The organism is Williamsia sp. Leaf354 (genome assembly GCF_001424365.1).
In the GTDB taxonomy this organism is placed as follows: domain Bacteria; phylum Actinomycetota; class Actinomycetes; order Mycobacteriales; family Mycobacteriaceae; genus Williamsia_A.
The window spans coordinates 368,214-382,481 of record NZ_LMPL01000001.1; the positions used below are offsets into that span (position 1 = coordinate 368,214).

The 14,268-nt window shown below is 69.9% G+C and carries 16 protein-coding genes and 1 pseudogene; 12 read left to right on the forward strand and 5 right to left on the reverse strand.

The window, feature by feature from the left end; translation table 11 throughout:
• The first annotated feature begins 202 nt into the window (after positions 1-202).
• Together ASG12_RS01665 and ASG12_RS01670 are read left to right on the forward strand one after the other, a co-directional pair.
• On the forward strand, positions 203-1,366 hold the full coding sequence (locus ASG12_RS01665) for a DICT sensory domain-containing protein (protein ID WP_082501568.1): 1,164 nt from the start codon (positions 203-205) through the stop codon (positions 1,364-1,366).
• Positions 1,367-1,443: 77 nt separating this feature from the next.
• Positions 1,444-1,686: pseudogene (locus tag ASG12_RS01670) on the forward strand (hypothetical protein); the annotation flags it as partial.
• A 22-nt stretch (positions 1,687-1,708) separates the two neighbouring features.
• Here ASG12_RS01670 and ASG12_RS01675 read toward each other — a convergent pair.
• Positions 1,709-2,419, reverse strand: a complete 711-nt coding sequence (locus ASG12_RS01675) for a GAF and ANTAR domain-containing protein (RefSeq protein WP_055787399.1) — start codon at positions 2,417-2,419, stop codon at positions 1,709-1,711.
• 229 nt (positions 2,420-2,648) lie between these two features.
• On the opposite strand from ASG12_RS01675, the gene ASG12_RS01680 reads away from it, so the two are divergent.
• From ASG12_RS01680 to ASG12_RS01700, 5 genes are read left to right on the forward strand one after another with little or no spacing between them, the layout of a single operon-like run.
• Positions 2,649-3,329: an HAD family hydrolase gene (locus tag ASG12_RS01680; protein WP_055784455.1), complete on the forward strand. Its 681-nt coding sequence runs from the start codon at positions 2,649-2,651 to the stop codon at positions 3,327-3,329.
• Positions 3,326-4,024 carry a glycosyltransferase gene (locus ASG12_RS01685; RefSeq protein WP_055784456.1) on the forward strand — a complete coding sequence of 233 codons (699 nt, stop codon included), beginning with the start codon at positions 3,326-3,328 and terminating at the stop codon, positions 4,022-4,024. Before ASG12_RS01680 ends, ASG12_RS01685 begins: the two co-directional genes overlap by 4 nt.
• A complete protein-coding gene (locus tag ASG12_RS01690) occupies positions 4,021-4,956 on the forward strand; it encodes an acyl-CoA dehydrogenase family protein (RefSeq protein WP_055784458.1) in 936 nt (311 codons plus the stop codon). Before ASG12_RS01685 ends, ASG12_RS01690 begins: the two co-directional genes overlap by 4 nt.
• Positions 4,953-5,741, forward strand: a complete 789-nt coding sequence (locus tag ASG12_RS01695; RefSeq protein WP_055784460.1) for a PIG-L deacetylase family protein — start codon at positions 4,953-4,955, stop codon at positions 5,739-5,741. Before ASG12_RS01690 ends, ASG12_RS01695 begins: the two co-directional genes overlap by 4 nt.
• Positions 5,738-6,376, forward strand: coding sequence for a class I SAM-dependent DNA methyltransferase (locus ASG12_RS01700; protein ID WP_055784462.1), 639 nt, complete (start codon positions 5,738-5,740; stop codon positions 6,374-6,376). Before ASG12_RS01695 ends, ASG12_RS01700 begins: the two co-directional genes overlap by 4 nt.
• Here the strand turns inward: ASG12_RS01700 and ASG12_RS01705 are convergent.
• Entirely contained in the window at positions 6,373-6,597 is a 225-nt protein-coding gene (locus tag ASG12_RS01705) for a hypothetical protein (protein ID WP_055784464.1), read from the reverse strand. The two genes, ASG12_RS01700 and ASG12_RS01705, sit on opposite strands and share 4 nt — an antisense overlap.
• Before the next feature lie 179 nt (positions 6,598-6,776).
• Here ASG12_RS01705 and ASG12_RS01710 point away from each other — a divergent pair, with 179 nt between their 5' ends.
• Positions 6,777-7,316 (forward strand): Dps family protein, encoded by a 540-nt coding sequence (locus ASG12_RS01710; protein ID WP_055784466.1) that lies wholly within the window; start codon positions 6,777-6,779, stop codon positions 7,314-7,316.
• A 99-nt stretch (positions 7,317-7,415) separates the two neighbouring features.
• Positions 7,416-7,586 carry a CsbD family protein gene (locus ASG12_RS01715; RefSeq protein ID WP_045821745.1) on the forward strand — a complete coding sequence of 57 codons (171 nt, stop codon included), beginning with the start codon at positions 7,416-7,418 and terminating at the stop codon, positions 7,584-7,586.
• Between the two features lie 133 nt (positions 7,587-7,719).
• Here the strand turns inward: ASG12_RS01715 and ASG12_RS01720 are convergent, their stop codons facing one another.
• Both ASG12_RS01720 and ASG12_RS01725 read right to left on the reverse strand, forming a co-directional pair.
• Entirely contained in the window at positions 7,720-8,673 is a 954-nt protein-coding gene (locus ASG12_RS01720; RefSeq protein ID WP_082501569.1) for a diacylglycerol/lipid kinase family protein, read from the reverse strand.
• Entirely contained in the window at positions 8,670-10,331 is a 1,662-nt protein-coding gene (locus ASG12_RS01725; protein ID WP_055784468.1) for an FAD-binding oxidoreductase, read from the reverse strand. Before ASG12_RS01725 ends, ASG12_RS01720 begins: the two co-directional genes overlap by 4 nt.
• A gap of 20 nt (positions 10,332-10,351) precedes the next feature.
• On the opposite strand from ASG12_RS01725, the gene ASG12_RS01730 reads away from it, so the two are divergent.
• The 3 genes from ASG12_RS01730 (at position 10,352) to ASG12_RS01740 (ending at position 13,911) form a co-directional block, all read left to right on the forward strand.
• A complete protein-coding gene (locus ASG12_RS01730) occupies positions 10,352-11,017 on the forward strand; it encodes a TetR/AcrR family transcriptional regulator (RefSeq protein ID WP_082501571.1) in 666 nt (221 codons plus the stop codon).
• Entirely contained in the window at positions 11,014-12,603 is a 1,590-nt protein-coding gene (locus ASG12_RS01735; RefSeq protein WP_082501572.1) for a glycerol-3-phosphate dehydrogenase/oxidase, read from the forward strand. Before ASG12_RS01730 ends, ASG12_RS01735 begins: the two co-directional genes overlap by 4 nt.
• A 78-nt stretch (positions 12,604-12,681) precedes the next feature.
• A complete protein-coding gene (locus tag ASG12_RS01740) occupies positions 12,682-13,911 on the forward strand; it encodes an acyl-CoA dehydrogenase family protein (RefSeq protein WP_045824961.1) in 1,230 nt (409 codons plus the stop codon).
• 3 nt (positions 13,912-13,914) lie between these two features.
• On the opposite strand, the gene ASG12_RS01745 is transcribed toward ASG12_RS01740, so the two are convergent.
• Positions 13,915-14,190, reverse strand: a complete 276-nt coding sequence (locus ASG12_RS01745) for a GlsB/YeaQ/YmgE family stress response membrane protein (protein WP_235455805.1) — start codon at positions 14,188-14,190, stop codon at positions 13,915-13,917.
• Positions 14,191-14,268 lie beyond the last annotated feature (78 nt).

A 14,268-nucleotide genomic window follows, 5' to 3' on the forward strand; every position in this document is an offset into this window, starting at 1 on the left:
TGAACCGATCCGCTGCCGGTGCGGCTGCGAAACGGCGAGGGCAAGACGGGACACGCATCATGGCCTTCTCTCCCGGGACCGCTCTCACGGTCTCCACCTGCGCACTCTCGACCACGGGTCGGTGAGGCGTATTTCCACCGACTCACGACCGGTACGCTCGAGTCACGACGAGGATTCCTTCGTCGGGGCGTTGGAGGTGTCTGTGCAGTTCGCGCCTGTACGACGTCTCACCGACGGTGCTCTCGCCGCGGCCGAGCTCCAGGTGCGCGGCCCCGCGGGGTCCGCGCTGAGCACCGCTGAATCTCTTCGGCACGCTGCTCGCCTCATGCAGCAGGAACACATCCTCGATCACCACAAGTTCGCGTTCGCGGCCACCCAACAGGCGCAGACGATCGCCGACATCCTCCCGTTGCTGGTCACGGTCGACCTCGATTCGGTCGACGACGACGATCTCGAGCCCTCGCTGGAGCGGCTCGCGGTCTCGGTCCAGCCCGACGAGATGCTGCACAGCCCCCAGCGAACGATGGCGAAGGTCGCCGCGGCACGTCGTGCCGGTCGGGTGATCTGTGTCGACGGCCTCGGGGTGAGCGAATACGCCATCACGATGCTGGCGCTCATCGAGCCCGACGTGATCATCACCGGACCCGAACTCCTGACCCGCACCACCGAGCCCGACATGGCACGTCTCGCCCATGCCCTGGCGGCGCACGTGGAGCGCAGCCACGCCGTGGTCATCGCGGAGGGTGTCGACTCGGTGGCGCTCAAGATGGCGGCGCTGACCGTCGGTGCGACCTACGGGCTGGGTGACCTCTATCCCCCGGTGAAAGACCCCGCGGAGTTCGGCGACGAGGCGATCGTGCCCCTGCCCGAGGCCCCGGTGTGGTCGACGCCCGAGACCGGACCGACCACGCCCTACGCCATCGGGTCGGCGGTGCACCGCCCCCGCCGCGGCACCAAGCACCTGCTCATCGAGATGAGCAAGTCGCTGGAGGCGCAGGCATCGGCGGCCGGTGCGGCGGTCGTGGTCCTCGGCACCTTCCAGCACGCGAAGTTCTTCACGCTGCTCACGGCGAAGCGCTGGAAGGAAATGGCCGAGCACGCCGGTCTGGCCGGCGTCTACGGAGTCGGCCTGGTGAACATGATCGACGGGAACGTGCAGCACGCGCCGCTCGATCCCGACGATCCTCTGGCCGACGAGTGGAACGTGGCCGTTCTCGGTCCCCACTTCTGCGCCCTGCTCGCCGCGCGCGATCTCCACGACGAGGGCCCCGACCTCGAGCGCACCTTCGATTTCGTGCAGACCTATGACCGCATGACCGTCACCCAGGCCGTGCACTCGATCCTGAGTCGGTTCACCGTTGTCTGATCGGCCCGGGGCCGACGACGCAGACGACCTACCGGTCGACGACGAACACCGGCGTCCCGCCGGCGTGTCCGACGCCCGCCGGACACGATGACCTCGCGGCCGACATGCGGCGAGAGGTCGTCGGCGCCAACACCTTTCCGGGTCGATGGACGTTCCAGCTCGTGGAGGAGTTCGACGACGGTTACTACACGACGGTGAAGGACTTCGAGAAGCGCACGCGCGACGAGCTCCTGGACGGCCGACGTCATGTCATGGAGTCGGAGATGAAAGAGCGCCGTCGCACCCACGGCCGGATCGGTCACGAGGCACGACCCAGCTGACCCGCGTCGACCGTCGCGATCGCTAGTTCAGCAGGTCGCGGCGCTTGGTGGGGTGGTCGGCGTCGATGAGCTTGCGTGCCAGTTCGGCGACCTTGATGTTGGCGTCCTGGGAGAGTTTCCGCATCAGCTCCCACGCCTGCACCGCATCGACGTCGAATCGCTCCATGACGATCCCCTTGGCCTGCCCGATGGTGTCGCGACTGGCCAGCGCGCTGGCGAACTGATCGTCGCGACGCGCCGCGAAGAGTGCCAGAGCAGCGTGGGTGGCGACCGCGAGCCCCACCTCCTCCGACTCGGCGTCGAAGGCATTCGCGTTGTGCGCGTACAGGTTCAGAGCCCCCATGGTGGATTCACCGCGGTAGAGCTGGAACGCCAGCGTCGAGCGTACGGGGGTCTCCGTGCGCACCGCGGACACGAACGAGGGCCACCGGGTCTCGGTCTCGTAGTCGGGGACGCGGACCATGTGGTCGGCCCATGCGGCATCGAGGCAGGGACCTTCGCGACGCTCGTGCTGGATGGCGTCGACGCGGGCGGCGACATCGTCGGTGGGCGCCACCGAGGTCAGCGTGTCCTTCTCGACCAACGTGATACCGCAGTAGTCCGTACCGGCGACGAGTTCGACCGCACTGGCCGTGATCGATTGCAGCAGTGCATCTTCGCCATCGGAGTCGTCCTGCTCCTGCAGAGAACGCGCGAGGCGCGCCAGCGCGAGGAGCGTGCTCGATTCGGTCATCTCATCCACGGTCGGGCCTCCTCACCTGCCCATACTGTCACGGACGAACGCTCGTCGGTGTTGACAGCCCCCCCGGCCTGACTAGACTCGGGCATACGTGCCTGAAGTCCTCGGGTGGTTCGTCGCACATCCTCGAGCCTTCGGAAGGCCGTTCCCTCATGCTGTTCGCATATCTGCAATTACCTGTCTGCGCAATGCAATCGGTGCGTGCCCCGGCACGCGACCGCGCGTGAGTGAACCACGGGCGGCCCTGTTCGACATCGACGGCACCCTCGTCGACTCTGTGTACACGCACGTCGCCGCGTGGCGGGAGGCCTTCGCCGAGAGTGATCTGACGGTGCCGCACTGGGAGATTCACCGGCGCATCGGCAAAGACGGTGCGTTGCTGGTGTCGGAGCTCATCGAGGTCTCCACCGGCGACGCCGGATCCGACGACCTCGAGTCCCGCCTGTCCGACGCCCACGACCGTGCGTACGCCGAGCGTTCCTCGCAGCTCACTGTCCTGCCCGGTGCGCGCGAGCTGGTACGGGAGGCCAAGCGTCTGGGCATGCGTGTCGTGTTGGCGACCTCGGCCCCCGACCACGAACTGGCCGTGCTGCGAGAACTTCTCGGCGTCGACGATCTCGTCGACGCCATTACATCGGGTGCAGATGTGGACACCGCGAAGCCGGACTCGACGATCGTCGGCATCGCGCTCGACCGTGCCGGTGTGCGTGCCGCCGATGCGGTGATGATCGGTGACGCCACATGGGATTTCGTCGCCGCATCCGACCGCGGCGTCCCCGGGATCGGCGTCCTGACCGGCGGGGTGGGTCGCGGTGAGCTCCTGCAGGCCGGTGCCGGTGCGGTGTACCGCGACGCCGCCGAGGTCGTCGCGAGCGGCATCCTGGGTTCCGGTGATCGGCGGTGACCGCCGTGTCGCGATGCGTCGTGGTGGTGCCCGCACACAACGAGCGCGACGACCTGCCCGAGGCCCTGGCCGCCATCGATCGCGCCGCGTCGCAGGTGTCGGTGCCGGTACAGGTGGTGGTCGTCGCCGACGCGTGTGACGACGGATCCGAGACCGTCGTGGGACGGCACGTCCAGGTGCGCACCATCGGCGCGCGCAACGTCGGTGTCGCGCGGGCGGCGGGGTTCTCCGGGTTCCCGTGCGCCGCGGACGTCTGGTTCGCGAACACCGATGCCGATTCACGGGTTCCGGCCGACTGGCTCGTGCATCATCTGCGTCTGGCCGACGCGGGAGCCGATGCCGTCGTCGGCACCATCGTCCCCGAGAACTGGGAGCGGTGGCCGCACGACGCCGCGCAACGGTTCGCCGCGCAGTACGTCGACCGCGACGGCCACCGGCACATCCACGGCGCGAACCTGGGCATGCGCGCATCGGTCTACGGCGCACTCGGCGGGTTCGCGCCGCTGACCCACGACGAGGACGTCGACCTGGTGCACCGACTCCGGGCGCAGCGGTACGCGATCGAGTGGAGCGCACAGGCGCCGGTCGTCACCTCCACCCGAGCCCGCGGGCGCGTGCCGGCGGGATTCGCGACGTCGCTGCCCGCACTCCTCGACACCCCCGTCACCGCCACACCGAGTGCGGTGGCCGGATGACCGCCCCTATCGCGGGGATCGGCCCCACCCTCCCTCTCCCCGGCCGTGGACACACGGCAGAACGACTGCGAGCCCTGACCGAGGCAGCTCGCGCGGACATCTCCACCGGGCGCCTGCTGGAGGCCCACGTCGATGCCGAGGCGATCCTGCACGACCTCGGTGCCCCGGCACCCGCCCCCGGCGAACGATGGGGTGTGTGGGCCGCGGAGGGTCCGCCGCCCGCGCTCGCGGCCCACCCGGACCCCGCGTCCACGGACACCTGGTCTCTGCACGGGACCAAGCCCTGGTGTTCGGGTTCCCTCGGCTGCACACACGCACTCGTGACGGCGTGGCACGAGGGCCGACGCGTCCTGCTCGCCGTCGCCCTCGACGCACCGGGCATCACCGTGGGGAACGACGACTGGCACGCCGCGGGGATGCGCGCCACCGAGACCCACGCCGTCGCCTTCGACGCGACTCCGGCCACCTTCATCGCCGACGCCGAGGACTACTTCGGGCGCCCGGGCTTCTGGCACGGCGCCATCGGGGTCGCGGCGTGTTGGTTCGGCGGCGCGCAACGCGTGGCGCAGGCCGTGCTCGCTCACCCTCGCGACGACGATGTCGCGCTCATGCACCGCGGTGCGGTGGAGGTGGCACTCTTCACCGGTGAGACCGTCCTGGCCTCCGCCGCGGCCGCCATCGACGATGCGCCCGACGACGTCGTGGCCGCTCAGGTGCTCGCGTTGCGGGTGCGGGCGCACATCGAGTCGGTGGCCGGCGAGATCATCGATCGCGTGGGCCGCAGCCGCGGACCGGGACCGCTGGTCGCCGACGCGGCACACGCGGGTGCGGTCGCCGATCTCACCGTCTACATCCGGCAGTCGCACGCCGAACGCGACCTGATCGCGCTCGGACGACTGTGCACCGAGATCGATGCGAGAGAGGCACCATGACCGCCGCCGATGTCACCAGTGAGGACGCAGAGGGGTTCAACGCAGGGGGGTTCGGTGCTGAGGGGCTCGCGACCGCCGAGGAGTGGCGGGACTGGCTGTCGACGCACCGGCTGCCCGCCCTGGAACTCGCCGAACCCACGCGGATGTTGGTCGTGTCGGCCCATCCCGACGACGAGGTCCTCGGTGCGGGTGGGCTCATCGCGGAGAGGATCGCCGCCGGGGGTGGGGTGACGGTGCTCTGCCTGTCCGACGGTGCCGCGTCGCATCCCGGTTCGCCGACGGTGTCGCCTGCCGACCTGGCGCGGATACGTCGCGCCGAGTTGGAGGCTTCCCTGGCCGAGGTGGGGGTCGAGCACGTCAGGCATGTGGGTCTGCCCGACGGGGAGCTCGCCGACCACGCCGCCGAGATGGAGGAGGCGGTGGTCGAGGCGATGGAGACGTTCGGTGGCCACGATCTGGTTCTCGCGCCCTGGCGCGGCGACCGTCATCCCGATCACGAGGCGGCCGGGCGGGCTGCGGTGGCCGCGGCACAGCGCACGGGGTCGGTGTTCGCCGAGTACCCGGTGTGGATGTGGCACTGGGCCGCCCCCGGCGATCCCGCGGTTCCGTGGGATCGCGCGAGTGCACACCCTCTCTCCGAGGGCGCGCATGCGGCCAAGATGCGGGCGGTCGCCGCGTTCGTCAGCCAGATCACCGACCTGTCCCCCGACCCTGCCGACCGCGCGGTGCTGCCACCACAGATCCTCGACCGCCTCACCGGGCGCACCGAGGTGTTCTTCACGTGACCGACCCGGCGTATTTCGAGCGGATGTACGCGCGGTCGGACGACCCGTGGGGTTTCGACGACCACTTCTACGAGCGGCGCAAGCGCGAGCTCACCGTCGCCGCGCTCCCGCGGGCGCGTTTCGGCAGCGCGCTCGAGCTGGGGTCGTCGACGGGTGCACTCACCGAACAGCTGCTCGCGCGCGTGGATCGCATCCACTGCGTCGAGCTGCACCCGCGCGGCGTCGAGATCGCACGGCGACGATTGGTGGCCGACTCCGAGCGCGTGCGGTTCGAGGTCGCCGACCTCAGCACGTGGACCCCTGCCGAGACCTACGACCTCGTCGTCGCCAGCGAGGTCCTCTACTACCTCGACGCAGAACCGCTGGCGCGGGTGTTGGGGTGGATCCGTGATCAGCACGCCTCCGGGGCAACGGTCGTCGCCGTCGACTGGCGGCATCCGGTGGCCGAGCATCGGTGGTCGGGAGACGAGATCCATCGGCGGCTCACCGAGGTGCTCTCGGCCGCGTCGGGTGGCTACCGCGACACAGACGTGACCATCGAGATATTCGAGCCGGCAGGGGTCGAGTCGGTGGCGGTGCGCGACGGTCTCGCGCCGAGCGCCCACGACACCCGGCCGGGTGGCCCGGAAAGTTAGTCCTGCACGCGGGAGAGCACGAAGAGGGTCGCGAGACCCGCGCCGGTGAAGAGTCCCAACACGGCGCCGGCGAGCGCCAGCGACCCCAGCATCGGCAGCGCGATCACGAACAGGCAGGTCAGCAGGGCGAGCACCATCACGACGGCGTTGACCGACCGCCATTCGCGGCGGGAGTCGTCGCGGCTGTCGATCTCGTCGACCGTGGTGGTCTGCTCGTCCATGACCCCTACGCTGACAGATGCAGGTAGCAGCCCCGCACCCCGAATCATCACGGTGTGGTCTCGCAGCGGTCTCGGTGAGGTCACGGCTCGCCGTTACCGTTTCGTGATCGTCGAATCGGTCTGGTTGCGATCTTCTCCAGTGGTGGGCAAGCCCCATGTGGCGACCTACCGTCGGAGACATGGCTCCTTTCACCACACCCGGACTGACCGCAGACAGCGCTGCGACCGTGGTCGCGACGCTGCAGGAACGACTGAGCGCGCTCAACGACCTGCATCTGACCCTCAAGCACGTCCACTGGAACGTCGTCGGCACGAACTTCATCGGCGTCCACGAGATGATCGACCCGCAGGTCGAGCTGGTGCGCGGTTACGCCGACACCCTGGCCGAGCGCATCGCCACCCTCGGCGAGTCGCCCAAGGGCACCGCCAAGGCCATCGAGGACAGCCGCAGCTGGGACGACTACAGCCTCGGTCGCGACACCGTCCAGGCGCATCTCGGTGCCCTCGACATGGTCTACGTCGGCTTCATCACCTCGCACCGCGACGCGATCGAGACCACCGGCAAGCTCGACCCGGTCACCGAGGACATCCTCATCGGACAGACCGCCGAGCTCGAGAAGTTCCACTGGTTCGTCCGTGCGCACCTCGAGAGCTACACCGGTGAGCTCTCCACCGCCGGCGCCACCAGCGAGAAGGCCGCTGCGGATCAAGCCCGCTGACCTGCGACGACACTGTCGCTGACCTTTCTACCCGTGCGCCGCCGGTGCATGGTCCACGAACGCCCCGACGTCGGTCGGGGGAGACAACAGGAGATTCTCATGGGGATTGTTGACAAGGCCAAGAACGCCGCCGAAGACGCCATCGGCAAGGCAAAAGAGGTCGTCGGTGACGTCACCGACAACAAGGACCTCGAGGCCGAGGGCAAGAAGGACCAGGGTTCGGCCGGCGTGAAGAAGGTCGGCGAGAACATCAAGGACAAGCTCAGCTGAGACCAGCTGCTCGCGAAGCCCGAATCGTCTGTGACGGTTCGGGTTTCGTCGTTTCTCCATCGAAATCGTTGGCGGCCAGCACGAATCACGACTTATCCACAGAACGCCTGTGGACAGTGGGGATAAAGGGCCGTCACGCCTGTGGAGAACCCGCCTGTCGGGGGCTGAGGAAATCCATTGCGGATGCGTCGATCTCGATTGTGACCGGGGTCACCCCGAGCAGTTCCCCGTCGGCGGAGACCGGTGTCGGCTCGGCCGTCTCGATCGTCACGGTGCGCGCACGCAGCGTGTGCACCCCGCGACGCGAGATGTGCGTCCCGCGGTAGATCGTCGGGAACAGGCGCAGCAGTCGCAGTCGGGATGTGTGTTCGACGAGGGTCACATCCAGCAGGCCGTCATCGATGCGTGCCTGGGGGCAGATCCGCATGCCGCCGCCGTAACTCGGCGTGTTGCCCACCGAGGCCATCACCAGATCCATCTCGTGCACGATCCCGTCGACGGTCACCCGGAACCGACGGGGCCGCAGCGCCGCGATCTCGGCGACAGCGGCCAGTGCGTACCGCGACTGCCCGCGAGGGTGCGCCATGTTCACCGCGCGTTCGGTGACGGCCGCGTCGAGCCCGATCGCCGCGACCGTGCCGAAGGTGGTGGTGCGGTCGCCGACGGTGAGCCGCGCGAGGTCGCACCGACGCGTGTGACCTGCAGTGATGATGTCGATCGCTCCGCTGACGTCACCGGTCGGGATTGCCAGGGCACGTGCGTGGTCGTTGCCCGTGCCCGCCGGGATGAGGCCGACGCGCACCCGCGTACCGCGAGCCGCCTCGAGCACGGGGCCGATGGTGCCGTCACCACCGATCACCACCACGGCGTCGATGCCCGATGTCGGGTCACCCGCCTGTGCCACCGCCTCGCGGGCGATCATCGCGGCGTCGGCGGCCGACGACCCCGATCGCGCGTCGACGGACACCCCGCGGGCGGTCATGGCGGCGATCGCCTCCCGGGCCGTCGCCATCGCCGCCCCGTTGCGCGACGTCGGGTTGACCAGCGCCACCACAGACGAGACCGGTCCGCGATCGGAACTGGTCACGGGATCAACGTCCCGGGATTGAGCACGCCCGCCGGGTCCAGCGCGTCCTTCACCGCTCGCAGCATCGCGACCCCGACCTCGCCGATCTCCGCCGACAGGTACGGCCGGTGGTCGGCCCCGACAGCGTGGTGGTGGGTGATGGTCGCGCCCGCGGCGACGATCGCGGCGCACGCGTCGGCCTTGGCCGCCGCCCACTGCGCCAGCGGGTCGTCACCCAGCCGGTAGACGACCGTGAAGTAGAGGGAGGCGCCGGTCGGATAGGTGTGCGAGATGTGGCACATCACCAGCGCCGGCGAACCGTCCGTGAGGCCGGCGGCCGGACGAGACAGTGCGGTGGTCAACGCCGCGACGACCGCGTCGCGCAGCGCGGGGACCTTCGCCCAGGTGGTCGCGGTCTCGAGGGTCTCGCATCCCACACCGATCGCCAACAGTGCGTCACGCAGGTAGGGCGCGCGGAACCGGCCGTGCTCCCATGCGTCGGCCGGCGCGGCACCCAGAGAGGTGCCGCCCGCGGCCAGCAGCGTCTCCGCGGTGAGATCGCGCCGCGCAGCGCAGAGCGACTCGTCGCCCTCGAACCGGGTGATCGCGAGGACACCGCCGGCCACGGCGTCGTCGCTGACCCCGATGGCACCGGGGCTGGCGAGGTTGACGCCGGTCTCCACCTCATCGGACAGTCGCAGCACCGTCGGACCGGTCCCCCGTTGGACGACCGCGCGGACCGCGGCTGCGCCCTCGGCGAAGCTCGCGAAGTGCCACGCCTCGTTCACGGCGTGCGGCGGCGTCGGATGCACCCGCAGCGCTACGGCGGTGATGATCCCGAGGGTGCCCTCCGATCCGAGGACCATCTGCCGGAGGTCGGGCCCGGCCGCCGACTTGGCCACGGGGCCGAGGCGGAGCGTTCCGCGCGGGGTGATCGCCGTGAGCCCGACGACCATGTCGTCGAAGCGTCCGTAACCGGCCGAGTCCTGACCCGACGAGCGGGTCGCCGCGAACCCGCCGATGGTGGCGAACTCGAAACTCTGGGGGAAATGGCCGAGCGAGAATCCGTGCTCGGTGAGCAGTTCCTCGGCGCGTGGACCGGAGACGCCGGCACCGAGCACCGCGATCCCCGACGTCGTGTCGAGATCGATCAGGGAGTCGAACCGGTGCAGATCGAGCGAGATCACGGCACGGTGACGCCCGGCATCGGGATCGAGCCCGCCGACGACACCGGTGCCGCCGCCGAAGGCGACCACCGCGACCCCGGCATCCGCGCACCAGGCGAGGATCGCGGCAATCTCGTCCTCGGTCCCGGGAGCGACGACCGCGTCGGGCGCGTCCTGCTCGGTCGCGGTCCGACGCAGCAGGTCGGGAGTGCTCTTGCCGCCGGCACGGCGCAGACGGTCCTGCGGATCCACCGAGACGCACCCCGAACCCACGATGTCGGCGAGCGCCGCGCGGTCGTCGTCGGTCACGCGGGTCGATGCGACGGTCACCTCGTCGATCGCAGCCGCCGGTCGCGGGTCGCCGCTCACCCCGAGCGCGCTGCGCACGAGGTCGAGGATCGCCGGCGAGAGGGTCGTCGCCTCCTCGGCGACTCCCCAGGCGTTCCACTGCATCGGCGGCAGACCGATCCGGGCTGATCCGTGGGCACGAGCGGCAGACGGCGGGGCAATCATGCGTTACAGTTTTACACAACATGTCAACCAGGAACGACGTCCTCGACGCGGCACGGCGCTGCCTCGTCCGCGGATCCGGACGCAAGCTGACCCTCGCCGAGGTCGCCCGCGAGGCCGGCGTCAGCCGACCGACCGTCTACCGGCGATGGCCCGAGGTGAGCGCGGTCATCCGCGACCTCCTGACCCGTGACATGACGAGCCTGGTGACCGAGCACATCACCGCCGTCGACGCCGCGATCGACTCCGCGCCCGAATCGAGTCCCCCGGAGGTGCTCGCGGCTCTCGTGGACGGGATCGTCGGCGCCGCGATCGCGTTGAGCGAGGACACCCTGTTCTCGTCGTTGCTGCGCCGACAGCCGGATCTGATGGCGCCGTACGTGTTCCAGCGACTGGGAGCCAGCCAACGCGGAGTCCTCGCACTCCTCGACAGCCGCATCACGCAGGCCCAGCAGGTGGGCGCCGTCCGCTCGGGCGACCCGATGCGTCTCGGCGCGATGGTCCTGCTCATCACCCAGTCGGCGATCCAGTCCCGATCGGTGGTGGCCCCGGTGCTCGGCGGCGACTGGTCGCAGGAACTGACGCGTGCCCTGTGCGGCTACCTGACCCCGGTCGAGCCGGTGTCGGTGCCGACGACCACCGCGGACACCCCGACCGGCGACGGTGATCGGGACGAGGAACGATCATGACCACACCACCGCATCCCTTCAGCGCCGACCTCGGCCCCGAACGCTCGCGCCGCGACCGCACGAGCCTGCAGTCCCGGCGCAGACCGTGGGACGTCCTCGTGATCGGTGGCGGCGTCACCGGCGTCGGCGTGGCGCTCGACGCCGCCTCGCGTGGTCTCACCGTCGCACTCGTGGAGGCCGAGGACCTGGCCTTCGGTACCAGCCGGTGGAGCAGCAAACTGGTCCACGGCGGACTCCGCTACCTCGCCTCGGGCAACATCCGGATCGCGTGGGAGAGCGCCGTCGAGCGGCACAACCTCATGACCACCATCGCGCCACACCTGGTCTCCCCCGTCGCCCAGGTCGTCCCGTCCTACTCCGCGGGCCACGGCACCGCCGGACCGGGCATGCGGGGACGCGTCGATGCCGCCATCGGGAGTGCCCTCGTGGGAACGGGTTTCGCCGTGGGCGACCTCCTGCGTCGCGGCGCACGCACCCCGGCCGATGTGCTGGCGCATCCCGCCCGCATCTCGGCGTCCGAGGTGATCGCGGCGTGTCCCGCCGTCGAGACCGAGGGACTGCGCGGTGGATGGCGCTCGTACGACGGCCAGCTCGTCGACGACGCACGACTCGTCGTCGCGATCGCGCGGACCGCGGCCGCCCACGGCGCGGCGATCTGCACCCGGATGCGTGCCACCGAGGTGACCGGTCAGGGCGCGACCGTGATCGACGGGATCACCGGTGACCACCTCGACATCCGTGCGCGCACGGTGATCAACGCGACGGGCGTGTGGGCGGGCACCGTCGACGACTCGATCACGGTGCGTCCCAGTCGCGGAACGCATCTCGTGTTCGACGCCGCGACACTGGGATACCCCACCGGCGCCCTCACCGTGCCGATCCCCGGCGCCCGCAACCGGTTCGTGTTCGCGCTGCCCGAACAGCTCGGCCGCGTCTACGCCGGCCTCACCGACGTCGACGCGCCGGGCACGGTGCCCGCCGTCCCGCAGGCCTCCGACGACGAGATCGACTCGATCATCGCGACCCTGAACACCGCACTCGCTCGGCCGGTGTCGCGCGACGACGTGATCGGGACGTTCGCCGGTCTGCGACCGCTGCTGCAGGCCGACGGTGAGACGGCCGACCTCTCCCGGGAGCACTCGGTCACCGTCGGTGACGACGGGCTCGTCACCGTGGTCGGCGGCAAGCTCACCACCTACCGCACGATGGCCGCCGACGCGGTCGACGCCGCCGTCGCCCGTGCGCGTCTCGACGCCCATCCCTGTGTCACCGACTCGATCCCGCTGGTCGGGGCGCACGGTACGCGCAACCGTCGACTACCGGCGTCGCTCATCGCGCGCTTCGGCGGTGAGTCCGATCGCGTGGTGCAGGGTGCCACGATCAGTGCGCCGCTCGGGCCGATCGCCCCCGGGATCGACGTGACGCGGGCCGAGGTCGAGTTCGCCATCACCGCCGAGGGCGCGGTCGACGCCGACGACATCCTGCACCGCCGCACGCGTATCGGGTTGGTCGCCGCCGACGCCGATCGTGCGCGTCCGGCCGTCACCCACCTGCTCGACCAGGTCCTCGCGGCGCACATCGGCTGATCGACCCCCGGACAGGATCGACCCCCGACCGGCCCCGAACCCGGTGTGACACAGCGGGCGGCGACCTACGCTGGACCGATGACGACAACGCAGGTCGGCCCCACCATCGACGGCCCCGGAGCCGGTGACCTCGCCGTGTCGGGCGCCGAGGTCGATGCCGAGGAACTCGGACAGATCCTCGCCACCACCGAGGAGTTCATCCGCACGAAGGTGATTCCCCGTGAGCAGGAGATCGCCGACGGCAACGAGATCCCGGCCGATCTGCGGCAGGCCGCGCGCGATCTCGGACTGTTCGGGTTCGCGATCCCCCAGCAGTGGGGAGGCCTCGGTCTCGACCTCGCGCAGGAGGTGCGCCTGGCCGAGGTGCTCGGGTACACCAGCCTCGCGCTGCGGTCGATGTTCGGGACCAACAACGGCATCGCCGGGCAGGTGCTGGTGCAGTTCGGTACCGATGAGCAGAAGAAGACATGGCTCGAGAAGATCGCCTCCGGCGAGGTCGTCGCGTCGTTCGCCCTCACCGAGGACGGCGCCGGATCGAACCCGGCCGGACTGCGCACGAAGGCCGTCGCCGATGGTGACGAATGGGTGCTCACCGGCGAGAAGCGGTACATCACCAACGCCCCCACCGCCGACCTGTTCGTCGTGTTCGCGCGCTACCGCGACGCCGACGCCGAGGGGCCGGGGATCGCGGTGTTCCTGGTGCCCGCCGACGCCGAAGGTGTGAGCGTGGCGCCGGCCGACAAGAAGATGGGCCAGGAGGGTTCCCTCACGGCGACGGTGCATTTCGACGAGGTGCGGGTGTCGGCAGAAGCCCTGGTCGGTGGCGACGCCGACGTGGGTTATCGGGCGGCGATGACCATCCTGGCGCGGGGCCGCATCCACATCGCTGCGGTCGCGGTGGGCCAGGCGCAGCGTGCGCTGGATGAGTCGGTGACCTCGGCGGCGATCAGCACCCAGGGCGGCACACCCGTCGGAAGCAATCAGTTGGTGCAGGCGATGATCGCCGACATGGCCACGCAGGTGATGGCGGGGCGGACCATCGTGCGGGAGGCCGCACGACAGTGGGTGGCCGAGACCGACCGGCGGATCGCACCGTCGATGGCGAAGCTGTTCTGCACCGAGATGCTCGGCACCGTGGCCGACACCGCCGTGCAGGTGCACGGCGGTGCCGGATACATGCGGGGCGTCGTCGTCGAACGGATCTTCCGCGACGCCCGGCTGCTGCGCCTCTACGAGGGCACCAGCGAGATCCAACGCCTGATCATCGGTGGCGGACTGGTGAAGCAGGCCACCAGGCGCCTGCAGTAGGAGCTACTTGCGGAGACGCTTGACGATGAAGAGCAGGATCACCGAGCCGATGAGTGCGGTGAGGAAGGTGAAGAACCAACCGCCGCTGGCGGTGTCGAAGGCGAAGCTCAGCAGGAATCCGCCGAGGAACGCGCCGATGACACCGACGACGACGTTGAGGACGATGCCCATCTGAGCGTCGGTGCCCATGAACTTGCTGGCGATCCAGCCGGCGAGGCCGCCGATGATGATGTAGCCGATGATGCCGACACTGGTCGTGGTGGTGGAACGTTCCGCCAAGATCTCGACGGCGACTGCGGTTGTGCTGATGGTGACTCCTCGGTCTGGTGTTCACGGATGGAGCGGACGCGCGCGCGG